At 38.7% G+C, this 25,174-nt stretch carries 24 protein-coding genes; 7 read left to right on the top strand and 17 right to left on the bottom strand.

Annotated elements, in window-relative coordinates:
- Positions 1–131 precede the first annotated feature (131 nt).
- The 5 genes from BW964_RS03850 to BW964_RS03830 all read right to left on the bottom strand — a co-directional run bounded on the left by BW964_RS03850 (position 132) and on the right by BW964_RS03830 (position 3,823).
- A complete protein-coding gene (locus tag BW964_RS03850; RefSeq protein ID WP_076504838.1) occupies positions 132–578 on the bottom strand; it encodes a hypothetical protein in 447 nt (148 codons plus the stop codon).
- A gap of 56 nt (positions 579–634) precedes the next feature.
- Complete coding sequence (locus BW964_RS03845; protein WP_076504837.1) at positions 635–1,675, bottom strand: hypothetical protein; 1,041 nt, start codon at positions 1,673–1,675, stop codon at positions 635–637.
- Between the two features lie 8 nt (positions 1,676–1,683).
- Complete coding sequence (locus BW964_RS03840; protein ID WP_076504835.1) at positions 1,684–2,385, bottom strand: ABC transporter ATP-binding protein; 702 nt, start codon at positions 2,383–2,385, stop codon at positions 1,684–1,686.
- 82 nt (positions 2,386–2,467) lie between these two features.
- A complete protein-coding gene (locus BW964_RS03835) occupies positions 2,468–3,037 on the bottom strand; it encodes a hypothetical protein (RefSeq protein WP_076504834.1) in 570 nt (189 codons plus the stop codon).
- 306 nt (positions 3,038–3,343) lie between these two features.
- Positions 3,344–3,823: a nuclear transport factor 2 family protein gene (locus BW964_RS03830; RefSeq protein ID WP_076504832.1), complete on the bottom strand. Its 480-nt coding sequence runs from the start codon at positions 3,821–3,823 to the stop codon at positions 3,344–3,346.
- A 137-nt stretch (positions 3,824–3,960) separates the two neighbouring features.
- Between BW964_RS03830 and BW964_RS03825 the strand changes: the two genes are divergently transcribed.
- Positions 3,961–4,461: a GNAT family N-acetyltransferase gene (locus tag BW964_RS03825; RefSeq protein ID WP_076504831.1), complete on the top strand. Its 501-nt coding sequence runs from the start codon at positions 3,961–3,963 to the stop codon at positions 4,459–4,461.
- A 51-nt stretch (positions 4,462–4,512) separates the two neighbouring features.
- Here BW964_RS03825 and BW964_RS03820 read toward each other — a convergent pair whose 3' ends face one another.
- Complete coding sequence (locus tag BW964_RS03820; protein ID WP_076504829.1) at positions 4,513–5,211, bottom strand: LytR/AlgR family response regulator transcription factor; 699 nt, start codon at positions 5,209–5,211, stop codon at positions 4,513–4,515.
- Complete coding sequence (locus tag BW964_RS03815) at positions 5,208–6,266, bottom strand: sensor histidine kinase (protein WP_076504827.1); 1,059 nt, start codon at positions 6,264–6,266, stop codon at positions 5,208–5,210. The genes BW964_RS03820 and BW964_RS03815 overlap by 4 nt, the downstream gene beginning before the upstream one ends.
- A 186-nt stretch (positions 6,267–6,452) precedes the next feature.
- On the opposite strand from BW964_RS03815, the gene BW964_RS03810 reads away from it, so the two are divergent.
- Complete coding sequence (locus tag BW964_RS03810; RefSeq protein ID WP_076504825.1) at positions 6,453–7,577, top strand: acyltransferase family protein; 1,125 nt, start codon at positions 6,453–6,455, stop codon at positions 7,575–7,577.
- A 94-nt stretch (positions 7,578–7,671) separates the two neighbouring features.
- Here BW964_RS03810 and BW964_RS03805 read toward each other — a convergent pair whose 3' ends face one another.
- The gene (locus tag BW964_RS03805) at positions 7,672–8,130 is read right to left on the bottom strand and encodes a hypothetical protein (RefSeq protein WP_104669482.1); all 459 of its coding nucleotides are present in this window, start codon (positions 8,128–8,130) and stop codon (positions 7,672–7,674) included.
- A gap of 320 nt (positions 8,131–8,450) precedes the next feature.
- Here BW964_RS03805 and BW964_RS03800 point away from each other — a divergent pair, with 320 nt between their 5' ends.
- Positions 8,451–9,581, top strand: coding sequence for an alpha/beta hydrolase-fold protein (locus BW964_RS03800; protein WP_076504821.1), 1,131 nt, complete (start codon positions 8,451–8,453; stop codon positions 9,579–9,581).
- Between the two features lie 72 nt (positions 9,582–9,653).
- On the opposite strand, the gene BW964_RS03795 is transcribed toward BW964_RS03800, so the two are convergent.
- The 4 genes from BW964_RS03795 to BW964_RS03780 form a co-directional block, all read right to left on the bottom strand.
- Complete coding sequence (locus BW964_RS03795; protein WP_076504820.1) at positions 9,654–13,391, bottom strand: SbcC/MukB-like Walker B domain-containing protein; 3,738 nt, start codon at positions 13,389–13,391, stop codon at positions 9,654–9,656.
- A 1-nt stretch (position 13,392) separates the two neighbouring features.
- Positions 13,393–14,628 carry an exonuclease SbcCD subunit D C-terminal domain-containing protein gene (locus tag BW964_RS03790; RefSeq protein ID WP_076504818.1) on the bottom strand — a complete coding sequence of 412 codons (1,236 nt, stop codon included), beginning with the start codon at positions 14,626–14,628 and terminating at the stop codon, positions 13,393–13,395.
- 376 nt (positions 14,629–15,004) lie between these two features.
- Positions 15,005–15,634 carry a response regulator transcription factor gene (locus BW964_RS03785; RefSeq protein ID WP_076504817.1) on the bottom strand — a complete coding sequence of 210 codons (630 nt, stop codon included), beginning with the start codon at positions 15,632–15,634 and terminating at the stop codon, positions 15,005–15,007.
- On the bottom strand, positions 15,627–17,879 hold the full coding sequence (locus tag BW964_RS03780; protein ID WP_084175577.1) for a tetratricopeptide repeat-containing sensor histidine kinase: 2,253 nt from the start codon (positions 17,877–17,879) through the stop codon (positions 15,627–15,629). The genes BW964_RS03785 and BW964_RS03780 overlap by 8 nt, the downstream gene beginning before the upstream one ends.
- Before the next feature lie 385 nt (positions 17,880–18,264).
- Between BW964_RS03780 and BW964_RS03770 the strand changes: the two genes are divergently transcribed.
- The 4 genes from BW964_RS03770 to BW964_RS03755 all read left to right on the top strand — a co-directional run bounded on the left by BW964_RS03770 (position 18,265) and on the right by BW964_RS03755 (position 22,101).
- On the top strand, positions 18,265–19,071 hold the full coding sequence (locus BW964_RS03770; protein WP_123912022.1) for a hypothetical protein: 807 nt from the start codon (positions 18,265–18,267) through the stop codon (positions 19,069–19,071).
- A gap of 281 nt (positions 19,072–19,352) precedes the next feature.
- Positions 19,353–20,888: a hypothetical protein gene (locus BW964_RS03765; RefSeq protein WP_076504812.1), complete on the top strand. Its 1,536-nt coding sequence runs from the start codon at positions 19,353–19,355 to the stop codon at positions 20,886–20,888.
- A gap of 86 nt (positions 20,889–20,974) precedes the next feature.
- Positions 20,975–21,562, top strand: a complete 588-nt coding sequence (locus tag BW964_RS03760) for a hypothetical protein (protein ID WP_076504811.1) — start codon at positions 20,975–20,977, stop codon at positions 21,560–21,562.
- A gap of 86 nt (positions 21,563–21,648) precedes the next feature.
- Positions 21,649–22,101: a hypothetical protein gene (locus BW964_RS03755; protein ID WP_123912021.1), complete on the top strand. Its 453-nt coding sequence runs from the start codon at positions 21,649–21,651 to the stop codon at positions 22,099–22,101.
- 92 nt (positions 22,102–22,193) lie between these two features.
- Here the strand turns inward: BW964_RS03755 and BW964_RS03750 are convergent, their stop codons facing one another.
- The 5 genes from BW964_RS03750 to BW964_RS03730 form a co-directional block, all read right to left on the bottom strand.
- Positions 22,194–22,658: a hypothetical protein gene (locus tag BW964_RS03750; protein WP_076504807.1), complete on the bottom strand. Its 465-nt coding sequence runs from the start codon at positions 22,656–22,658 to the stop codon at positions 22,194–22,196.
- A gap of 170 nt (positions 22,659–22,828) precedes the next feature.
- Positions 22,829–23,281, bottom strand: a complete 453-nt coding sequence (locus BW964_RS03745; RefSeq protein ID WP_076504805.1) for a GNAT family N-acetyltransferase — start codon at positions 23,279–23,281, stop codon at positions 22,829–22,831.
- Positions 23,282–23,372: 91 nt separating this feature from the next.
- Positions 23,373–23,585, bottom strand: coding sequence for an ArsR family transcriptional regulator (locus tag BW964_RS03740; RefSeq protein WP_073336030.1), 213 nt, complete (start codon positions 23,583–23,585; stop codon positions 23,373–23,375).
- Positions 23,586–23,763: 178 nt separating this feature from the next.
- Positions 23,764–23,916 carry a bacteriocin-like protein gene (locus BW964_RS22450; protein ID WP_165789215.1) on the bottom strand — a complete coding sequence of 51 codons (153 nt, stop codon included), beginning with the start codon at positions 23,914–23,916 and terminating at the stop codon, positions 23,764–23,766.
- A 299-nt stretch (positions 23,917–24,215) separates the two neighbouring features.
- A complete protein-coding gene (locus BW964_RS03730; RefSeq protein ID WP_076504801.1) occupies positions 24,216–24,524 on the bottom strand; it encodes a helix-turn-helix domain-containing protein in 309 nt (102 codons plus the stop codon).
- Positions 24,525–25,174 lie beyond the last annotated feature (650 nt).

Here is a 25,174-nt window from a genome sequence, read left to right as displayed (position 1 = left end):
ATTAATCACAAATAATTGGCTCCCGGTCAGGAATTTCTTGTGAGAATACATTTCATGAAAAGCAATGCGCTGAACCGGAGAGAATTAGTAAAGTACAAAAAAATCCATTTTTTAAAATGGATTTCTGTATTTTAGTTTTTAACAACCTGCCCGTCCTGTCGAACAATCTCTTGATCGTTTTCATCAGTGACCGTTAAAGTATAAGGTGCTTTAGAAGCTGAATCGGTAAGGTAATTTCTCCAAACCTGATACGTGTGTCCCTCATTCACGAAGTTGAAGTAGTAATTGCCTCCTGAGCCGTCAGGAATCAGTTCTCCGTCTGTGATGATCATGCTTGGCTTGGAAGTAAGCTTGGCATTTGCAGCCCATGCCTGATACAGATATTTTCCGTTAGGTTGTTTATCAATTCTGATCTTAAACTTTTTCGTTTTGATGATCACCGTTTTAGGAACCTTCTGGAAAGGTTGTACCCCATGAGATGAATGATAAGTATTGAGTATTGATGATGGCTTTTCTGTCGCATACGCTAAAGAAAACTGAGTGATGCAGAATGCACCTAATACAATCTTTTTGATCATTATAATATCAGGTATTGGTTAGGTTTACACCCAATCAAATATGAAGCCATTTGATCTTATCTCAGGACCGTTTCGTTGATCCATGTATTCAGCTCCATCGTATTGCGGAGGGTCTTCAGAAACCAGATATTCGTTCGGTAATCTTTAACAGATTGAGGTATATATACATTTAAACCTTTTCTGAAATTGAAAAAGCTGAGATGGATGTTTTCTCTTAAAAATTCAAGACGCTTGTTCAGCCATCTTCTTTCATCCGAAGAACCGGACTTGTGATGCCTGATCAATACTTCAATGATGGAGGTGTCAATTCTTTCAGATTCTTTCAGCATTTTGTCCAGCGCGTTGGTCAGCACTTCATCATTAAGAAAATTAATATGAGGCAGATTGTCGTCATTGTTCTGAAAAAGATGTTCAAATTCAATGTCGTGAAGCAGCTCGCGCGCTCCATGCATGATTTCTGAAGGAGAGTTGTAGTCGTTATGATCCTTGGCAATGAAAACTGCCGGAATATCCATTTTAAGCCTTGTGTAAGCTTCAATTTTATGATGTCCATCTAAAACAAAAGCACTGCTCATCATCGGATCCTGATGATACAGACTGTAAAAGATCACAGGCGTTGGGCGGCTCCCTTTTTTAATAAGGTCGGTATAATAATCTACTCTTTTGGAGTCAATGCTTTTACTTTCCAGCGTATACAGATAATTGAAATCCTCAAAAGGGTAGAACCATCCGGAAAATTTCTTGCTGCCCTCAGGATGCTCATCAGCAGGTAAAGGTCTGCTCATATAAAAGTTGGAATGTTCAAACAGAATCTGACCCATATTGACCTGATAGCTGCCATTTTCAAAAAGTTGAAGAAAATCCTTAATCCCCGAAAGTATTTCAGCTTCATTGCCATCCGAAAGCGCCCGGTTAAGATCATCAGACAACGTGATTTTATCCTTCTCCGAAAGTTCAGAAACGGCATAATATTCACCCACACTGCCCCGGGAATCAGGCCAGTTGACGGCCACAGGACGTCTGATGATTAAGCAGCTGGCAAAACCATCGTACAGAGCTTTGATGATGCCCTGTCCGTGAGTGATGTGAATTTCCATTGAAAAAATTAAGAAACGGCGGTATAGCTGGCAAAAGCTTCCTCTAAACTGTTAAATTTACCTTTAAACTCATCGATAGGGCAATCCTGAAGAATATTTCCCTTATGAATCAGAATAACTCTTGAACACAATGCCTCTACTTCCTGCATGATATGGGTAGACAGAAGAACCGTTTTCTGCTGACCTATTTCTTTCACTACATTCCGGATTTCAATAATCTGGTTAGGATCCAGTCCGTTTGTTGGCTCATCCAGAATCAATAGATCCGGTTGATGAATGATGGCCTGCGCAAGTCCTACTCTCTGCTTGTATCCTTTAGAAAGCTGTCCTATCTTTTTGGATTTTTCAGGCGTGATTCCTACCAGTTCAATCACTTCATCTACTCTGGCTGAAGGTATTTTATGAATGTTCGCTACAAACTGAAGGTATTCTTTGACATACATTTCCAGATACAGCGGATTGTTTTCCGGAAGAAAGCCTATTTTTTTCTTGCTTTCGATCGCATGGTCGGAAATATTCATTCCATTAAAGATGATTTCACCCTGATCAATTTTCAGTGCACCGACAATAGATTTCATCAGCGTAGATTTCCCGGCTCCGTTTGGACCGAGAAGACCAATGATTTCATTTTGATCAATAGAGATATTGATGTTGTCCAGGGCAGTCTGTTCTCCAAACTTTTTCGTTAAATTGATAATCTGAAGTGGCATAATTCTTAATGTCTTTCTACAAAAGTAAAAATAAAAAACTCATTCGGCGGAATGAGTTCAGTATTATTCAAAAATAATCCTATTATTTCCTTGGTTTCTTGTTTTTGTTGCTGCCGTTTGAGGTCGGAGCAGCAGTAGAAGCCTGGTTTGAACCCGATTTTCCACCATTGTTATGATTAATCGAGGAGGGCTTATCATACATCGCCGATTTTCCGTTCATCTTTCCAAAGATCTTCTCCACTTGTTTTTGATTCAAAAACTGTGATTTTCCAACATATTTACGGTTTTTATTGATGTACTGGATAAACTGAACCGTTGGCTGTCCGTAGTTTTTCTCGTAATGAAGTTCGATGATATCATTGGGAAGCTCCAGGATGATGTTTTCATCGGGAGTTGTCAAAAAACCATCCGTGATCAGCTTGTACAGACCCGCTACATCGCCATCCAGATTCTGGAATGAAAAAGATCGGATCGTATTCAGGTTACTGGTATTGAGATCCTGATAGTTGATGGTAAATTTATCCTCCTTCTTATATAAACCTACGGAATTATCTTTGCCAATTTCCACCAAACTTTCATTTTTCAGCACTTTGATCTGTGAGAAAACTGAAATGCCGAACATACATGTAATGAGTAGAATTATTTTTCTCATGCAGAGGGGATTTTAATGTTTTATAAATTTGTGTTTTAAAATTACTAATAAAAATGCTTCAAAACAATTTTATTAGCTTAAGCAAAAGTAACACTTTTTTTTAATATCCATAATGGCTGCCCTGTTGATATTATGCGGCTCATAGGATGTACCGTTGTTCATAAATAATGCAATAGTAGAGTTATCAGGAATAGAACTGTTGAATATGAGAGAGATATCGGAATGATTTCAGGTAATATTTTGTTGTTTTAATCTTTTAACGGGCAGGAATTACCCGTATTTTAGATACAGATCTTTCATCCAATTTTAATGTCCGTAGCTGACTACTCTTGAAATTTTCCATCCTCCCGCGGTGTTTTTCCATACATGAACGAATTTAAATGTACCGCAGTTGATCAGTTCACCTTTTTCCAGACGGCAAAATTGGTGGAGGCCTGTTTGTACAGCTCCGTAATCTTTGATAGGATATACTTCCACAGAGCCCGGTACCAAAACCCTGCGGGTATAGCTGTAATTCTTCGCAACTCTGCTAAAATTGTCAACCGTTTCCTGATAGTTGGCCAAACCTCCCACGTCATGAAAGAACTCCAGATCTTCTGTAAAGTAAGCCTTCAGTTGATCTATATTTCCTGAATTGGCGGCTCCAAAAAGCAGACTGTCCTTTTTCATGATGGTATCATAGAGTTCCTTAGAAACAGGAGTGTAGGATTTAGATTGGGAAAATGCTGTTGTAAATAGAGAACAGCAGAATACTATTGATAATAGGTGAATGAGTTTATTTTTCATAGTTAGTCTTTTAGTAAGTAAGCAGATAAAAAAATTATTAATGCTTTCAATCGTTTCAAAGATAAACAATTAATGCAATGGGTAATGCTGGTATGTAATTTGTACTTTTATTTGCTTTATTATGATAATTTTTTAAGATGAAAATTCTCCATCAGGATCAGAATTTTGTGATCCGTCATTTCCTGGTTGAAGAGCTGCAATGGTTTTGTGATCTTTTTCATGATGATGAGGTGACAAAATACCTTCCTTACCGTTCTCCTGAACAGTATAAAGAAATGTTTCACATAGCTTTGCACGATTATACTCAAGGCCCTTTTGGACGTTTTGGAATATTTGATGCTCAAAATAATGATTTTATAGGCATGTGCCTTGTCAGGAATTTTGCTGATAGATCCGGACAGGTTGAAATTGGATATACGTTGAGCAAAAAATACTGGGGCAAAGGAATCGCGACGGAAGTTAGCCGTGCTTTAATCAAATATTGTCTCGACAATACACTAACCAATGAGATTGTAGCGGTAACGGATCTGGATAATATCGGATCACAGAAGGTTTTGGAAAAAGCTGGTTTTAGCCGTATACCCAATCTGAAAAGAGCAGAGGGGGAGTTGGCTTATTATCTGGTGAAACGTCATTAGATTTTGGGGAATTGAAAAAGAGAAACTGCTTTACCATTAAAGTTAAATCTTTTACTGATGAATAGACCCCTTGGAAATCACTGTTATAAAAGCCTCGAATTCACTTTTATAACTCCTGCCCACAGGAATCTGATAGGAACCTAAAAGGACTTCATGATGGTTAAACCCGGTAACAAAGCTGGAATTGATCATAAACGAACGGTGAATTCTTACAAAACCTTTCCCGGACAAAACAGAGTCCATATCCGTCAGGGTTCGCTTGGAAACAATGCTTTCGCCACTCACTAAAATCATTTTAATATCGTTTCCCTGACTTTCGAAATAAACGATTTCCTCCATCAAAACTTTCCGGTTCATTCCTTCTGTTTTGAAGATGATAAAATCCTCTGTGGTATCTTTTCTGTTTCTTAAAACCCGTTCCACAGATTTGAAAAAACGTTCAAAAGTAATGGGCTTCAAGAGATAATCTACCGCTTCCAGCTCAAAACCTTCTATAGCAAAATCACGATAGGCTGTGGTAAAAATCGTGGGCGGTTTCTGATTCAGTGATTTCAAAAATTCAATTCCGGTGAGATGAGGCATCTGAATATCCAGAAACATTAGGTCTACCGGTCTTGTCTGCAGAAGTTGGTACGCATCCATCGCATTTTCAGCTTTTCCGGCCAGTTTTAAATGGTCGATTCTGGAAATGTGTTTTTCAAGCAGGGCGGCTGCCAGAGGTTCGTCATCTACAATAATACAATGGATCATACCGTTACTGGAGTTTTTATTTCGACTCTAAAAATATTGTTTTCTTTTGAAACGTTAAGGGTAAAATCATCATGATAGTACAACCGGAGCTGCCGTTCTATATTTTTCAGACCGATTCCTTCATGATTCGTGTTTTCATGACCTTCAAAGGTATTTTCAATCCTGAAAACAGAGTAGGGACCATCAGAAGAAACATCGATTTTAATCCCGGTCTGCTCTGTACTTTGACCAGCCCCATGTTTAAAAGCATTTTCAACCAAAGTAAGATACAAAAGAGGAGGAATCAGCGTTGCGGGATCGAAATGAATGGTTTTGCTGATTTTCAGTCTTCCTTCGTTGTACCTGAGGCTTTCCAGCCCGATGTAATGATCAATAACGGAAAGTTCTTCAGACAGTAAAACATTTTTCCTGGAACCTTGGTATAAAATATAATCCAAAATATCCGAAAGCCTGCTGATGGATTCTGAAGTTTTCTCTGAATTGCTGAGCGAAAGTGAATAAATATTGTTCAGCGTATTGAACAGAAAGTGGGGATTAAGCTGAGATTTAAGGGACCTCAGCTCCAGTTCCGCTTTTTCTTTCTGGAGTTGTATAGACGTTTCTTTTTCATCGGTATACCGGATGACAAACATCACAGCGATAAAAATAAAAGCTCCGCTGATAATCGGAAAAGTATAACAAGTCAAAAGATACCCGATATCTGTAAAAATACTGAACAGGCTGTCCTGAGGTTCATTGATGAAAAAAGGTTCAGCAATATAAATGATGAATATTCGGTTGATCACAGAAATCACATATAAACTGATGATGAGCAACAACGAAAACAGGACATACTTTTTTCGGTCAAAAAAGTTTCTGAACAGAATGGAATAGATGAAATTCGCTCCGATGATTTGAAATATCCAGTGGCCTATATTGTAAATGATGATATCGGTTGATATTCCTTCATCGTGTGCTCCATAATTTCTGGCCGTTCCGAATAAAAATAAAGCAGTCCAAAAGAACAGTTGAAAAAAGGCATTCCGCTTGATATAATGGTCAGATCGTAATTTCATAGCTGTCAAAAATAGAAAATCCTGTCATACAGAAGGCCCTATTTTGATGAAATGAAGTGAATTTCTGACAGAAAACAGAAATTGAAGTCCGGACAACCAATTCTACTGTTGACATCACGATCATTGCTTTCTGTCACCAGAGTCCGGAAGCATAAGCCCTGATGACCATTTTTGCAGAAAAAAATAATGCCTTCACACCCTCACTCTACCAAAAGACTTTACGGACTTGATCATTTGCGAACTTTAGCGATTCTACTGGTTTTACTCTATCATTATCGGACCTTTAAACATCCTGAGTGGATCGATACGGTTGGGAAATTCGGATGGACCGGAGTCGATCTGTTCTTTGTCCTGAGCGGATTTTTAATATCCGGGCAGCTTTTTAAAGAAATGGAGAAAAGTGGATGGATCAATGTAAAAGCATTTTATACCAAACGTTTTTTCAGGATTATCCCGCCCTATTTTTTTACCCTTTTCCTGTATTTTGCTTTTCCTTTTTTCAGAGAGCGGGAATCTCTGTCTTCTTTCTGGAAATTTGTCACTTTTACCCAAAATTACGGACTGGACGTGATGAACCGTGGAACATTTTCGCATGCCTGGTCTCTGTGTATTGAAGAACAGTTTTATCTTTTTCTTCCTTTATTGCTTTTGTTTGCGCTGAAAACCAGGCTGCTGAGATATACCTTTTATTTTGCCGCTATTCTCATCCTCTTTTCCCTGACTGCACGATTCATGATCTGGGAAAATACTATTGTTCCTGTGATCAATACGGAAGGTTTTTGGAAGGAATGGTACAGGGAAATTTATTACCCCACGCATACCCGTCTGGACGGCCTGGCAGTAGGAGTGATAGCGGGATATCTTATGCAGTATTCATCAACATTTCAAAGAATTGTTCATGGTAATGGAAACCAACTATTGGTTTGGGGTGTTCTTCTTCTGGGTATTTCATTTTGGGTCTGCAATGACCAGGTTTCAAAGGAGGCTTCCGTCTTTGGATTTACTCTTGTAGCATTGAGTTATGGACTTATTCTGATGTCAGCCGTTTCCAGGTCTTCTTTTCTTTTTCAATCTCAATCCTATGGTACAGCACAGTTGGCCGGGCTTTCCTACGCCGTTTATCTTTCGCACAAAGGAATTATCCATATGATTCAATATGGTCTCGACGAGATTGGAATAGAAACATCAGACAATATTTGCCTTTTAATCTGTCTGGCAGGATGTATTTTGGGAGGGTTGCTGTATCGTTTCGTGATTGAAAAACCGTCTTCAAAGCTTAAAATCAGAATTTTAAATACCTTAAAAATATAAAGTATGGAATATGAATTGAGCGTTGACGAAAAGCCTGATAGGTTTGAAGATTGACGATCACTGAAGAGGATTCCTGAGAGATGGACAGAAGATTTTAACGAGATTGAGGGGTATTGGAAACCAGAGCTTTTTTAATATTTTCGATATCCTTTTGAAAAACATCAAGATCTTTTTCCAGTACTGTTTCACCGGTATTTATTTTGGTGATCACCAATTCATCATACTTTTTTTTCCATAAAGAAGTCAAAGGGCGGTCTTTAAAAGGAAGTTCTTTTTGTCTGATGCTAAAATGGTAATCAGAAAAAGGATACAGGATTTTTCCGATTTGTACACCCTCTCTCGAAATGATGCACTTGTTTTTGATGTAGGTGACGATAAGTAATAATGGCATGATAATAAACCCGAATAAGCTGAACAGGCCGATTCTGTACGAGGGAGTATTGTGTAAGATCACGCCCTCAACAAGGTTATAAAGTGATCCGAACATGATGAACGGAGCAATAACCGAATAAAAGAGAAGGACTTTTTTTGCTAAACCTATTTTTAAGTTCATTGGTGACCATTTTTAATTAATCTTATTTAATTCGCTCTGTAACGTTGAACAGACCATAATTGAAATACAAAACACTGGGAAAATTAACGTTTTGAAACCCTATCGTGCTGATTCAACAATAAATAGAAAAAGTAAGGTGTATTTTTGACCTTCACAAGTATGTTTTTAAATACACCATTGTGCAGTAAAGAAGAAATATTTTTCTTAATATTGAAGTACAACAGCCTTTTATGGGGACAGATGACGGGAAATTTTTCCTGATAAAAATCTTGTTCGGTCACGCTGTAGAGCCTATTTTCTTATTTTTTTAAACTAAAGTAATGCAGTATCCACAAAAAATATCTTTTATTCTCGTTTTATTTTCTTCCATTGTATTTTCGCAAACGTATAAAACTTCTTCAACCGCTTTACCGGGAAAAGAGTTTCCGAAAATAGATTCAGAGAGAAAGGGATTGTTTCAGGTGTATTTTCCGGAGGCAAAATCGGTGATTTTAGAAGGAGGTGACGGAATGCAAGGTATATCATCCACGGCTTCAAAAGACAAGAATGGCTTTTGGAATATTTCAACGTCGCCTCTGGAAACAGGGTTTCATTATTATTGGCTGAATGTGGATGGAAAGAGGACGAATGATCCCAATACCCAGCTGTATTTTGGCTATGGGCAGCCGACCAGCGGAATTGAGGTTTCTTCGGGGGAAGATTTTTTCATGCAAAAGAGCGTTAAGCACGGTACCATCGTAAATGACAGTTTAGATTCAAAAATAACACAAGGAAAACGAAATTTTAAAGTCTACCTTCCACCGAATTACGGATCTAAAAAATTCCCGGTTTTATATCTGTATCACGGAACCGGAGAAGATATTACGGGATGGGAAAAACAGGGATATATCCGGAATATTCTTGATCATCTTTTTGCAGAAAAAAAAGCTAAGGAAATGATCGTGGTAATGGATTATGGAGTGGCATTGACCCCTGAGCAGGAAAAAATGCCGGACAACTATCCAAGAACCGTTATTTCATCCAAAAACCTTGACAAAATTGTCGTTCAGGAACTGATTCCTTACATCGATAAAAAATATAAAACTTCGGGTCAAAAAGCCATTGCCGGGCTTTCCCGCGGAAGTTATCAGGCAATGCTGATCGGAGTCAGCCATCCGGAACTGTTTTCGGCCATTGGCGTCTTCAGTCCGGTTATTTATGAAGGAACTAAAACGGAGCCTTTTAAAGAGCTTCCTATCGGGAATTTATTAGCATCAAAGAAAAAACCTTTCGTCTTCATCGGAATCGGAGAGAAGGAGAGTCCGATGTTTATTGAATTTAATCAAGTATTAACCGGTTTTTTAAGCCAAAATCATTATCCGTACGTTTTATATCAATCTCCGGATACTTACCACGAATGGCTTACCTGGAGACGGTCTCTGTACCAGTTTACACAAAAGATTTTTAAGTAAAAATAAAAAGGCTGAAACTTCAAATTTTCAGCCTTTTACTATTGATTTTGTTAAACAGACTTCAGGTGAATTTTAAATGATTGTACTTACCTCCACTTTGCTTTTCCCGCTCTGCTGTTTGCTTACTTTGATCTGAACAGGTATTCTTTCTGTCATTTCCTGCACATGGGAGATCACGCCTACTTTTCGTCCCTGATTATGAAGCCTTTCCAGCGCATCCATGGCAATATTGAGGGTGGTGGGATCCAATGAGCCAAAACCTTCATCAATAAAAAGCGATTCCACTTTCATTCTGCTGGACGATAAAGAGGCGAGACCCAGGGCTAACGCAAGCGAAACCAGAAATGATTCGCCGCCTGAAAGTGAATATACGGTACGCACCTCATCACCCATATCTAGATCTACGACCTGCAGTCCCAATGTGGCAGGAATTCGTTCTATTTTATATCGGCTTGTGAGCACTTTCAGATGAATGTTGGCATATCCGAGAAGGACATCAAGCGTATATTCCTGAGCAATCTGGCGGAATTTTTTACCGTCTGCAGATCCTATAATTTCATTCAGCTTGCTCCAGTTTTCGGTAATGGCTGCCTGTGCTTCAATACTTTTCAGCAAGCCGCCGATTTTATCTTTATTTTCTTTATCCTGTTGCAGCTGAAATCTGAGTTCTCCTTTTTTATGATTTCTTTGTTCTGCTTCTGATTTTGCATTGGAAATCAACCCATTCAGCTCATCGGGAGTGCGTTCCGATATCGATTTTTGTTTGTGAGTTTCCAGCAATTGTTTTCTTTCGCTGAGGATAGAGCCTGCCTTGGTGACTTCCTCTTCGATGCTTTGTAATGCAGTACGTTCACGATCAATCCAATCACTACTTAATGCCAGTATTTCATTGAGTTCAGCAATGGTTAAGGTCTGGCTGTTTTTTTCATTATAGTGATGAAGCCAGTCCTGTATTTTTTGAATAGCTGCTTTAGATTCCGCTTCCAGCCTGGCTAGCAGGCCTAGTAATTCATCCTTTTGAGTATCCGCTCTGGCCATGCTGATGTTCAGTTGTTGCTGTGCTTCTTTGAATTGGTCAAACTGTTGTTGTGCCTCACCGATGACCTTTCTCAACATTGCTTCTGCTGCTTCTGCCGGTTTTCCTTCAAAAATGCCATTTCGCTGCTGCTGAGTATCGAGATAGTTTTTGTTCAGGCTGTGATAAGTTTCGTTTTTCCTGGTAACTTCATCCAACAAGCTTTTACCCTGATTTTCCAGTTCTTTTAATGTGGCTTCCAGTGCTCCTTTGGTCCGGATATTTTGTTCCAGTTTTTCCGTATTTTCTTTCCATTTTCTGGCAAATGCATCAATATGTTCTGTAAAAACATCCGGGGTCGCTTTCCAGTTGTCTATCCAGTCAGGAGTAATGAAATAGGGAGAAAGTGTTTTCTCCACGTCGCTGAGGTCAGATGCAGCTTTATCAAGCTCTTTCTTTTTGTTGCCTTCCTGTTCCTGAAATAGAGAGATGTCACTTTTCAGGTCTTTGATTTGCCCGGTAATGCGGTCAATATTTTCTTTAAGCTCATCGATTTTGCTTTTATCAGCCTCCAGTTTTTGTTTTTGGTTGGAATAGGTTTGAATCTGGGTCAGCAGATCAGCCTGTCTGTTTTTAAGAGTCTGTAGTTTTTCACTCATCCAGATTTCTTTGTTTTCATCTTCAACAGCATTAGATTCCTGAAGCATACCCAGCTCTTCCCATGCCTGCTTTTTACTTTCCAAAGCATCCTGTTTAACCGGAATAGTTTCGGCCTGGCTCCGGATGGTTTCATGAAGTAAGGCAGAGGCCTGTTCCAGTGCAGTATGCTGGCGATAAGCGGTAAGATAGGTATTTTCTCTTTCCTCATACGCTTTTTCAAGCTTCGACAATACATTTTCCAGCTGTGGATGATGTTCCTTGTACGGGTGGGTGGTACTGCCACAGACGGGACAGGGCTCATGATCGGTTAGACCTGCTCTCAGGGTTTCTACATTTTCTGCTGATGCGAGGCGCGCATGCTGTAACAGCTGTTCAGCGGTTTCTTTCTGAGCTTTTTCGATCGTTAATTGCTGGGTCAGTTTCTGTAACGTTTCCTGCCTTGCCTGGTAATCAGCCTGATCTTTTAATTGTTTATTCTTCAATGCCTCAAGCTCGGTATATGAATGATAGAAGAGTTGCCAGCTGGCCTGTGCTTTAATGGTCGTCTCAACCGCGTGGTCTACCTCAGCTTTATCGTTGGTAAGCTTTTCAATCGGAACCAACAGAAGTTCTTTGGCCTGAAGATCATAAGATTTCTTTAAATTTTCCCATTCAGGGGTATGTTGGCTCAGGTCAGTTTCTAGTTTTAATTTCTGAGCTTCGTTGGTCTTAAGAGTATTTCTTAATTGCTCCAGTCCGCTGGCAGAGATCTGCTGGATTTCCAGAAGTTTCCGGGCGTCCTGTAGTTTAGAAAGAATAAGATCTCTGTTTTCGGCAATTGGACTGCGTTCAGCATGATCTGTTTTCCAGTTTTCTATTGTTTTGATCTGAGCAGAAAGGTCGGAGCATTCTGTTTGCTTTTCTTCCAGTAGTTTCTGATGCCTTTTGCTGTTTTCTGAAGTGTTTTCTGCCTCGTCTCTAGCCTTAGTTAATTGCTCTTTTTTCTCAGAAAGGAGCGTGTCCAATTTTCTGGCCTGCTCCAGAATCGGTAAAGCATCGGTGAGGTTTTTATTTTTATATGTAAGCTCATTTCCCGATTTCACAAGCTGAATCTCGAGTTTTTCCTTTTGAGATTGAAGCGTTACGATGGCTTCTTTTAAAACAACCAGAGCCCCGGATTTCTCCTTATGCTGTTGTTGGGCATGATTTAACGCATCTGCCCAGCTTCTTGTTGGCTGTGCCTGTTCTGCTACCTGTAATTTTTGTTTGCGTGGCCATGCATTTGTTTTGATTTCACTGGCCTGCTGTAATGCCGTATCTGCCTGGTCATATTGAGTTTGTAATACCGTAAGCTGATCGTGCCAGCCCAGTTCCCTGGTCAGATCTTCTATGTGTTTCTCTGAAGCCTTAATGATCGCTTCTAAACTACTTTGCTCTTCCAGCAGCGTTTTTAATTCATCTTCCGTTAAAGTAACGATTCCTTCTTTTCTGAAATTGAGATCGCGGAGCTGCTGCTCCTGGGATTTATAATTTTCATAAATCTTTTTAGAAATTTCAGAGTAAATATGAGTTCCGGTAAGTTTTTCCAGTAATGAAGATTTTTCATCCTTATTCGCTTTCATGAAGGCGGTGAAATCCCCTTGTGCCAGCAGTACAGATCGGGTGAACTGTTCAAAATTCAATCCGATCAGACGCTCGATTTCTTTTAAAGTTTCAGCTTTCTTACCCGGAATATCTGCGTTGGCAGTGATATTCTTTAAGGTAATGGAATCAGACTGCATGCTGCCTTCAGCTTTGTTTCTGGCACGCCTTACGGTCCAGGTGGTGCGGTAGTTTTGCCCGTCCGTGCCTGTGAAATCCACTTCGGCAAATCCGTCAGCAGTTCCGTCCCGTAAAATACTGCGGACATCCCCCTGACTCAGCGTGCTTCCCTGTACATCATAGATTTCTATTCCTGTTTCTTTCGCCTGCAGATATCTGGGTGTTTTACCATATAAGGCAAGGCACAGCGCATCCAGCAATGTGGATTTGCCGGCTCCCGTGGCTCCGGTAATGGCGAAAATGCCTGCCGAGCGAAGCGGTTCTGTGGTAAAGTCAATTTCAGTATTTCCTTCCAGAGAAGCCAGGTTTCGTATGCGTATTGCGAGTATCTTCATGTTATTCTGCAGTTTGGTTTACTTCTTCTGCGGCTTGTTTAAAAAGCTGCAGCATAGCTTCGGGAACTTCTGTATGGTATCGGGATTGATAGATCTTTCCAAATACATCCAAAGGTTGTAGCTCACTCAGTTTTTCCTGGGTAATGAATTCTGGCGTTTCCTGTGTGGATCGCGGATATTTGGTGTCAATTTTGGCGAGTCTTATATTTTTATCTGTTATTGCCGCTTCAATTTTATGTCTCAGAGCTGGTTCGGGACCTTCAAGCAGAACCTTGACTTCCAGATAGGGAAAAGTTTCCCGGTTGCCTTCTGTATTGGGGATTTGTTCCAGGAGTGTAATGACTTCATGCAGCGGCTGATGGCTCGCCGGAATTCTCTGAAGCGGTACAAAAACAGGAATCTCTACCGATTTCAGGTTGCTGATTTCTTCGTCGAGTTCAAAAACAATCACCTGATGCTTGTAATTAAGTTCGGAAAAAGACATCGGCAGCGGGCTTCCGGAATAGCGGATGTGTTCTTTTCCTCCTATTTTTTGTGCTTTATGGATATGTCCAAGCGCTACATATTTGAGGTCCTGCGGAAAAGCTGTTGCCGGAAGACATTCTACGCCTCCCATAATCAGTCTTTCGGTTGTATCAAGATCCGTGATTTCTGCATGATGGGTATGAAGGTGGCCCATCGCAATGAGCGTCTGTCCTTCCTGTTTTTTCCGGTTAGCATGTTCAAATGCTTCTTTGTACAAGGCTGCTACGCCTTCCGTATACGGATTTTCGCTGCCCGGCAGGGTTGGGTAGTCGCCCATCCGTAAAAAAGGAACCGCAAGACACCATATCCTGACATTTCCTAAAGGATCTTTTATCGGGATAATCAGCTTTTCGTAATCTATATTTCCTTCCGCATCCTTCTCAACCCATCCGATAATATGAACATGAGAAGACTCCAGCAGCGGCTTGGGCGCTTCTAAACGGGAAGCCGAATCGTGATTGCCGGCAGTGATGATGATCTGTAAATTTTTATTTCCTCTGGTCGCTTTGTTCAGAAATGTATAAAACATTTTTATGGAGGCGGCCGACGGATTGGAAATATCAAAAACATCCCCGCTGATCAGAAGAACATCAATATGTTCATGATCTAAAGTCTGAACCAGCCAGTCCAGGAACTGCTGATGCTCATAAGTCCGGTCGTATTCATGAAATAGCTGGCCTATATGCCAGTCTGCGGTATGGAGAACTTTCATAACAGATGAAAATAATTTGGGATGCGTTTAATGACAGGCTTTACTATGATCAAAAAGGAATCTCAAAAAGGATCATCCGATGTCACATTATTCCTTTGTCAAAAATATTAATATTAAAATGAAAAAAATTATGGAAAACCATATTTCTGGTCCATTGTAGTGGGATCGTTAAAAGTTTTTGTTTTCTTGGGATCAATACTGCTGAAAATAGGGTGTGAGGTTTGAGCTGGGAAAGATTATTTTAACCCTTCTTGGCAAGGTTTAAACCTTGCCAAGGATAACAGAGACAACTATATTTTCTAATGTCTTTTCCAATTGTACACAATCAGTTTTTAAGCCGACTCAGCTTAAATCCAATCCTTTACAGATTCTCTGATTATGGGCGGACTAATCCATATTCCATGGCTAATTTTATTGCCGTGCTTAGGTTGGAAGTTTTGAATTTGACGATCAGATTTTTGCGGTGACTTTCTACTGTATGAGGGCTGATGCATAACTTGTCCGCTATTTGAACGGTGGTGAGACCTAAAGAGGCTTCTATTAGAATTTCCTTTTCTCTCCGGGTCAGTTTAGGTACAGCATTGAGTCCGGAATTCGTTTTCATCTCTACAATTTTTTTTGTTTGAGGGCATAAAAATCTCTCTCCTTTGAGTATTGTCTGTATTCCTGAAATTATTTCTGTTACCAGAGCATTCTTCTGGATGTAGCCCATAGCGCCTTCTTCCAAAGTACTATTGATGACTGCAAACTCATTGTGCACACTCAGCATGATGATTTGAGTATCAGGGTATTTTTTTAGTATCGGTTTAATCAGATCGATGCTGTTGCCATCGGAAAGATTAATATCCAGTAGCAGTACATCTAAAATCTGACTTTCTAATCCTTTAAATAGTTCACTTGCAGAAGAGTAGCAGCCTGCTACTGTAAAATTCTCCTGTTGGGAGAGAATGTTTTTTAAACCTTCCAGCAATAATGGGTGGTCATCGGTTATAGCGATTTTAATCATAATCTGTTGATTTGGGAAATTGGATTTCAATACTGGTTCCTATATTGACTTGGGATTCTATCTGCATCGTACCTTTCAGAAATTCTACGCGTGAACGGATGTTGTGAAATCCAGCAGAATGGGAGTGATTTAAAGTGTTGATATCAAATCCTTTTCCATCATCCTCCACGATAATGACATAATCCGATTCATTTTCAATAAACTGAATAATGATCTCCTGGGCCGTCGCGTGCTTTACAGCATTGTTCACCAGTTCCTGAATGATCCTGTACACGAGCAGCTGGCTGTCCAGAGGTAATTGGTTGGAATAATACAAGAATTGAACATCCACCTCCAGTTTCGGAGTGGTCATCCGGGACACATATTCCATCAATGTTTCCTGAAGTCCGTACTTCAGCAGCAGATCCGGCATCAGATTATGCGCAACATGACGAAGTTCATCAACCGCTATATCGATCTGCTCCATTGATCGGTCTATTTGAAGCTGATGATGATCATTAGATTTATCTTTTAATAAAAACAGATTCATTTTGGTTCCTGAAAGTAAACTTCCGAGACCATCGTGCAGATCCCTGGCTATTCTTCCCCGTTCCTGTTCCTGGCCTTCCAGCATCACCGTAAGGTTGGATATTTTAGAGTCCTGTCTTACCTTTTCCATTTCAAGAAGATGCAATTTCTCTTTTTGCTTTATGCCTTTTGCTCTCTGAAAATACGCATACAGCAAAAGGATCAGCAGTAATGAGACAGAGGCAATCAGTCCGATATAAAATTTGTTTATTTTCTCCTTATACTCAACTCTGGCCTTATAAAGATCTACTTCTCGTTTTCTGTTAAAGGATTCCAGTTGTGACAAACGAAGTTCCTGTGCTTTTTTACTGTTTTCTATTTCAGTCAGTTCTAATTTTCTGAACTGATTTTCTTTTGTTAATTCAAGATTCTCCAGTTTCTGAGTTTGTTGCAGACTGTGCCAGCTCATTTCCTTCAGCCGCTGTTCCTGTTTTTCAGATGCTAATTGTAACCGGAGCAGTTGCTGCTTTTGCTTTTCCCTTTCATATTGGATCTCCAGTTTTTTACCCAGAGCCGCACTTTTCTGATCATAAATTTGTTTGAAGGTTTCTACATAAGCTTTCTGGTAGAAGTGGGCCTCTTTAAAATTATTTTCATTCTGAAACAGCTGCGAGAGATTTTCGAAAATTGAAAGCTTGATATTAGGGTCAGGTACTTTGTCATATTCTGCTTCTGCCAATGCGGTCATCAGATATTGTTTCGCTTGTTCCGGATGGTGGTTCTTTAAAGCGATTTCCGCCAAAAGACCATTGGCAGAAGCTGCATGATCATGATTTCCGGTTGCGATGCCCTGCGTTTTGGCTAAATTGGCATAATACAGTACCTTATCCTGATAGGAATCCGGGAAATAATTTAAGTATAAATTGGCCAGATTGATGGCTACAAAAGAGAGGTTAGACGGAATAGGCATATCTGCCTTATAGATTTTGTAGGTCTCCACCGCTTTAATATAGTACGATTCCGCCTGATGAATAAAAGCTTTGTTTTGAGTGGATTCATAGCGCTTTTCATACAGATATCCCATGGCCATATAAGAATCAAACAAACTCATGGGATCATTTTGCAGCAAGGCCATTTCTAGCGATAGCTTACTGTATTTTTTTTGCAGTTCATAGTCATTCCAGTCCGCATAGATGCTGTTGAGCTCCCGGTAAACAGAGGCTTTTCTATTATTTAAACTTTCAGAATGAGGAGCTTTCTCATAAAAGGAAAGGGCTTTTAAAAAATACCGAACTGCTTCAGCTTCTTTGTTATTGCGTTCATGGAGCCAGCCAATTCCGTAAGCTACGTATCCTTTTGTTTCCGGGTCTTTTGTTTTTGCTTCATAGATTTGGGCCAATCTGGAAGCATTTTCATACGCTTTCACATCATCCAGCAGTCTGTAGTTGATGGCCGCAATAATGTATAAGTACGCAGCATATTTTCCGTCTGTTACCTTTCTGGCGTAGGCAATGTTTTCATTTAAAATAAGAAAAGATTTATCCTGCTGTTTATTAAAAAAAAGGGCTTGTGCATACTTTCCGGTCATTAACATCCGTTGCGTACTTCCTGGCTGATATTTTTTGTACTGTTGTTCCAGGCTAATGTGAAGTTCCTGGGCTGATGCAGCATAACCCACTAAGAAAAGACATAGAAAGATAATGGGAAAACGTAAAAAGGAAAAAAAATTGATCAGCATTTTTCAGTTTGTAAAGACGGCAAAGTTATTACTTTGTGGCTTCTCTCAGGTTATGTTTCCTATTCAATCACGGATAACAGCAAAGAATGGATGGTCAAAACTCGGTATTTTTATCAGAATTTTCAATCCCTGTTTTCAGCTAATTTTGGTGATGATATTAAAATCTCGTTCTTTACAGGTTTTATTTTCAATGGAATAAACAAACTGGCTGAAAACAGGGATGTTTTGCAATGGCATTTTTTTAACAAATTTGCTCTTTGTATTTTAGAAATAAAAATGGGGACCACTGATACAGCTGCTGAATTAAAAAAATACAATCAAAAAGGATGAGGTGAACGGGAATTTACGCATCTCATCAATAGGTAATCAACAAAAAATCTAAATAATGAAGACAACCATATTGACTTTTTTATCCTTGATCGTGATCATTTCATGTAAGGATAAAACGCAGGAAACAAAAAATAAAGGAGTACAACATACAAAAGAAGTTCAATCCGATAAAAAAACTCATGATCCCAAACCTGATCCGGTTGAAGAAAAAAGTGAAGCGTTAGAAATCCTTCTTCCCAGAGAATACCGGGACTTTGGAAAAGAAAATGATATGAACGGACTCACCAATAAATGGCTGGATTTATATGAGAAAAATGGAAAATATTATGTGGGGAAAGCGGACTATACCATTACCAGAGGCTATTCCGAATGTTCAGGAGATTCTACCAGAATCATCAATTCTAAAAATAAAAGTCTGGTACTAATAGGCAACTCACGACTCGCACAAGGTGAAATAAAAACGGTGAAAATTGGAAAAAATAAAATCTGGCCAAAGGAAAAACTCAAATTCCATTTTGGAAATGAAGAGTACACTTTGCGTGCAGAAGGAAAAGTGCTGTCATCCGAAAAAGTACACACAGATAATAGAGAAGAACTTTACCAGAATGTAAAAGATTATAAGCTCTACCTGTCGGCAAATAATTCTCCGGAAACCTTATTTTTAGAAGAAGAATCTTTTAATGATACTTTCGTAGAGTTACTTTTCATAGGAGATATTGACAAGGATGGAAAACCGGACTTTATTTTTGGTGCGAACAGAGATTATGAAGAGGAGCGGGTGATTTTATATCTTTCTTCCCAGGCAAAAAAGGGAAAACTGATTAAAAAAGCAGCAGAAATAGCCATTCAATTTGATTGTTAAAGTAATTATTACAAGTTCACCAAGATCATTTTTTCGTTAAGAAAGGTTACACAAAGGCATTCATTTACCTTTTGTCATTGTATGCCGGGTCCGCGAGAGGGTACAAATTAGCTGAAAACAGGGATTTTCTATCATTGTGATTTTGCAGACCTTTGTTTCAATGATTTCAGGACACAAAAAAGCACAATGATGAAATTTTTCCTTTTGTAGGAAAAATAGATATAAAACGATGACGGAAGCTGTTCTTTACGGCTTTTGCCTTCCTCTAAACCTTTAAAAACATGAAAAAATTATTGATGTCAGCGGTTTTTGCCCTGGTCATAAACATCCACGCAGGAGCACAGCAAAAAATTTATTTTGATGAAAACTGGCACAAGACCACTGAGGACAAAATGGAATTCTACCGGGAAACGGAGAACAAAGGAAAACTTACTTTAGTCAGAGACTTTTATAAAAACGGAACTCCTCAGATGGAAGGTCTTGTTTCGGATGCTACGCCGGGCAGTGAAGTGTATGAAGGTAAAATTACCTGGTATACTCCTGAAGGGAAAGTGATGAACACAGGAACTTTCTCAGGAGGCAAGCAAGTGGGAGCCGCTAAGTCTTTTGATGCGCAGGGAAGGATTTTGGAGGATTTAATCTATAAAGAAGACGGTACCTTTACAGGGAAAATATACACCTATAAAAATCCGGAAGAAATGTCCTATTTTAATGTTGTGACGACGTATGATTCTCCCGATAGTTTCCAATCCGTCGGTTATGACGAAGATCCTAAAGGAATACGCTATGAAATCATCAGTGACGGCAAAGAGAAGTATGAAACCAGATTTTATGGTGACAAAGGAAAATATATTGGTACCAACCGTTACGGAGATTCCGGCAATAATGTGATGGTCGATTATTACCAGGATCCCATGAAAGTCTCCAAAATCGAAAAGCAGGATAAAGAAGGAAAGGTGACAGAAACCGTTATCTACTCCAAAAAAGGCGAAATTCTGCAGGAAGAAAAGAAAAACAAAAAAGGAGGGTATCAAAAAACCTATGTCGAAACGGGTAAGCAGATCGGTCATCTTACCTACCTTTATGATAAAGAAACCAATGAGTACAAGCCGCAGGACGGCGAAGATTATCAGTTCAATTATAATTTTCAAAGTTTCACAGCTATTACAGTATATAAAAACGGGGCAGCAGTCCTGAATAAATATTTTGATGAAGACGGAAAATTATCCTCCGAGCAGGTATCAGAAAACGAGATGACCCAGGAGATCAGATATTATTATCCGGACGGAAAATTAAAAGGTTCCGTGACCTACAAAGACGATATGCCTTATAATGGGACGTTGTACGAAGGCCCGTCGGAACAGCAGTACAAAAACGGAATACGGGTTCATTCAAAATTTTTCACATCAGATGAAAAATTAAAAACGGAAACAAAGATCAATGCAGCTCATACCGTATACAATTCTACTGTTTATGATGAAAACGGGGCTATTGCTTACACCTACAGCCATCCTCTAGAGCAGGGGGAAGGTTTTACCGCGCAGATTGTACAGTATGCCAAAGGAAAAGCGGCCAGTAAAGCGGTGGTGAAAGATGGGGTCCTTGAAAGCGGAAAACTTAAATACAAATCTGAAGCCGGTATAAAGGAGCTGGAGCGCAATGGAAAATGGATTGTCGTGAAGATTTATAATCGTGACGGAAAACTGATTCAGGATTCCAAGGTCCTTGCAGAAACGCAGGAGACCGATCCTTACAATGCATTGAATACGCTGATCACAGAGTCTGATCTTCAGTATGAATTTTATGAATATTTATAGACTATTGTGCTGATAACGACCCTTGAAACAGCAGCATTCCAAAGAGGGAAATCCTGATGTGAAACCACTTTTGAAACCCTGTCACCATGATCAATACCAGATTTTTAATTCTATCTTTTTTAGCCGCATTGCTGATATTAAGCTGTCAGAATGAGAAAAAAGATCCACCCAAAAACGAAATAACCAGAAAACCATCCGATCATAAAAAGGCCAGCCAACCGCAGGAAAGTAATTTGACTCATTCAGATAAAAAAAATGCAAAGGACATCATAGTTTTGTCTCAAAAACACCATCCAAATTCAATTTCCTGCGATTTGGATGGAGATCACTTACCGGATACGGTCAATATTGTTTTCAATAAGGAAAATAAAAAATATGGTCTGGAGATCTTATTTGGAAATAAAAAAGTGGAGTATCTGGGCATGGGCAAAGATATTTTGGGGCAGGGATTTGATGATTTAGATTGGGTCGGAGTTTTTGAAAAAGCACCCAAAGGGGAAATCTACTGGAATAACGTCAATGACGATGGAGACATCATGAGCGATGAAGACGTAAAGGAATCCGATAAAATAAAACTGCCCCACGACGGTATTTTTATTCATCAGGAAGAAGCTTGTGGCGGTGGCGTTATTTATTGGAAAGACGGAAAATTTGACTGGATACAGCAGGAGTAGAATAAATCTTGTTTCATGCCACTCGTTCCCTGTATTTTTAGCAGCTAGTCATCAAAAAAAAGACCATCTTAAAAACCAAATACCACTTGAAGATCAATTATTCCATTCTGCTGTATCTTTTATGCATTCCGTTAGGATATGATTTTTCTCTGTTGGCTGATGATAATTTTTCTACTTTACGAACCCTATGTTTCATGATCGCGCTACTAATGACTCTTTACGGAGGATTTCTTAATGCGAAACATCAAATGAAATACCGGTCTGTTCTTTGGATATTCTTCGTCAATCTATTGTTAATATTGGGGTATATTATTTCAAATGGAGGCACTGGAAATACTTCTCTATTTGGTGGTCATGGCGATTGGCCATTAGGATTTTTCCTGATGGAGTATTGGCTTAATATGCACTGGACTTATTTAAGTTTTATCAATCTTCCGTTGTTTAGCAGTGATTTTACCTTCTTATTGATTTTGATGTGCAGCTCTTTTCTGTTTCCGTCGATTGGTTTTCTGATCGGGAAATTCTGGTGCAAAAGATGAAATAAACGAACTGAGTATCCCCTTAAAAAAAGAGATTCATAAAATTTTTAAGAATAAAATATTTTCTGAAATGACTGCAAAAGTTTAAAAAATTAGCGCAGAAGAGACCAGATTCCAACAGCAATTCCGGCATACACCGTAACGGTAATAATATCAGCGATTGGTTGTGAAAAGCGTTTTTCTCCAATTTTCTCAGCATTGATCTGGTTCTTGTGGAATTTCAGGATTTTTTTAGGCTGATGAACGGGATGAACCACCAGACTGTCGCTTTCCCACTTGTCCACGATTACTTTATAGGTCTTGCCATCAACATTAATCTTAACATTTTTATTAGGGGCAAGTCTCTCCTGAATGTTAATAGGAGCGGGCGCTTGCTGTGCGTTCGGGTTTAGGGATTCAGCTGTTTTCATTTGCGCTGAATTAGTATTGGAAGGAGCTCCTCCTTTTTTTAATTCTTCCTTATTGGCGGTCACCGGATCTGCTTGCTTTTTTACCTGATACGTATAGCAACTGCTAAAACAAAATAATATAATGATGAAATAAAGATTCTTTTGCATGAGCCAAATTTAAGAATTAAACGGAATATTTAAGAATTTCTTGTAAAAGATCCTGTTTTAAACAAAATATCCGCTGCACAAGGTCTTCCGGCTTTGAGTCAGCAAAATAAAAAAATCCTTTTAATAAGAGGCTCCAAAGTCAGGAAACTTCAGAGAGGTGATACAATCCATTAAGCTTCAGTATTATCCATCATCATGGTGTATTTGTCAATTCCCTCACTAAATCCATCCGGTACAATTTCTATCGTTCTGAATCCGTTCTTTTTGTAAAACTCAGCCGTGTGCTGGGAGGTTTCAATTTTGTAAGGGATGGAAGGATACGTTTTTTTTAGCAAATCAATCCGGTATTGGGTAAAGGCTTTTCCTATTCCTTTTCCATGGTAATCGGCGCGAACCATTCCCCAGGATAATCCTGCGACATTATTTTTAGGATCTAAAAAAAATCCGCCACATCCTACGATCTGTCCATCCGTTTTTACCACGAAGTAGTTCTCTTCGGTATCATCGTACAGAAAGCTTTCAAAGAGTGGCAATTCTTCGATAGCAAAAAATTTAGGCATATTACTCCTGAAGATTTTGATACAATCTTCTCTGAAAATTTTGGTGTAATTGATGATTTTCATAAATATGAGTTCAGTAGTACCAAGATACAGTAAATTTTAATGATGACGGTTTCCCTGTATTAGGATAGAAACATGGATGTTAAAATAGTTCTTAGATTTCTTCGGACTGGATTTTTGAAACATCAATTCCCAACGTTGTCAATCCTTTTATGCCGTCTTCAGTAATGTAAAAATGTTTGGCTTCGGGGTTTTCCTTTGCAATCCATCCCTTATGAATAAATTCTTCAAGGAGAAGCGTTCCCAGTTTTCCGCCAATATGGTTGTAGCAGGTTTTGGCTGGTTTTTTAGCTGTGTTTTGTTTCATGGTGATCTGGTTTTAGGGTTTGGATTTTTGGAGCAGCAAGTTCAATTTTCTGGTCTGCCTGAAAGTTCTGCATCCCGGTTTTTATTCATTATTTAAACAAAGTTCGCCAATATTTCTGAAAAAAGACTGTCCAGGTGACAGTCTCTGATCAGGATTTTGAAATAAATAAAATAAGCCTTTACACGCAGATTTCATTGACAGAAAGGCAGTAATAAGGTTGACGCGGAATACAGCATTTCCGATATCCCGGTAAACAGTTTTGAGTACATACTTCGATTCCACCATTGATGGAAACAAGTCTTTCTCTGGAAAGTTTTTTCAAATTTTTCATGGCATTAATTTTTTTGTGATTATGTTGTAAAAAGTTACTATTAAATTTGATATGATGGGAGTGTTTGATGAAATAATTTTATTGGGGAATTAAAATTCTTGTTGAGCAAAGTATACTGAATTTAAGATGATGAAATAAAAGTTCTGTAAGTAAGTTTTTTCAAGATAATAACATACCTTTCCGTAAAGAACAAAAATAAAAATCATCTCAGTACTTTCAATCCGTATTTTCACGGAAATTTCAAGAATTTAAAAGAGAAATAGCTTCAAAGTTTTGACATAAAAAATTCCCAACTCTCGTCAGGATTTTCTTTTATTTTGATTTTTAAATTCTTTTTGCAGATGATCAATTTCACTTTCGATACTCTTTAATTCACTATCGCTTAGTTTAGTAAATAAAAGCAACATATCAATTTCAAAAAAATTACAGAATTTAACTAGAATTTCTATTGTTGGATTAGTTTCAGCTCTCTCGATTCTACCAACATGATTACTTGAAAGATTAAGTTCATTTCCAAGTTGGAACTGAGAAAGTTCTTTCTTTAGCCTGTGTAATTGGATAAGCTTTCCAATTTGAATTTTTAATTCTTCTACTTTCCATTTATACATTCAGTAAATTTTGGGCTTTCTAAAATTTTTCATCAACACATATATGTTATTGTATTGTTTTTTTTATTACATTTGTAAAATAAGTTACAATAAATGTAGCTTTGCGATACTTCAACGAACATTAGAAGCTATTGCTTAGAATCTTGCTTTTGAAAACTGGTAATTTAATTGAGACAAGAGGATAAGTATTGAAGCTCACGACCTAGGCGTGGGCTCTCTTATCTGTCTCATGGTATACCAGTACCTCAAAAGCGGATATTGTAGAGTTCCATGCCGTTTTTATTTCATGCCGTTCTGTCTTCTACAATCATCTTTTTCTAAGCCGCTTTTCAACATCAAGTATCATGATACCATACAATAGGGTGTACAACCTATTGCGGCCTTAGGGCTTTCACGGGAACACAAATTTCGTATAGAGTCATCATTTATATAAGACTCAGCATAGATCAGTATGCTGGAAGTGAAATGGTGCTTACACCGTACAATCAAATAAAGGATAAACCATTAAGAACGTGAAGAGATTAAGATGAGTTAAGCTTCCTCAAAGATGGATGAAGCAGCTTGCCTTATCCATAGCTTCAGCTATGATCTTAATGATTCTTAACCTCTTAATGGTTAAGGAAAATCATTGTAGATCACATGTATTCTGT

The sequence above is a fragment of the Chryseobacterium shigense genome (assembly GCF_900156575.1).
Classification (GTDB): Bacteria; Bacteroidota; Bacteroidia; order Flavobacteriales; family Weeksellaceae; genus Chryseobacterium; species Chryseobacterium shigense.
Note: the sequence above shows the minus strand (reverse complement) of the source record. Positions and strands in the feature narration are given on the sequence as shown.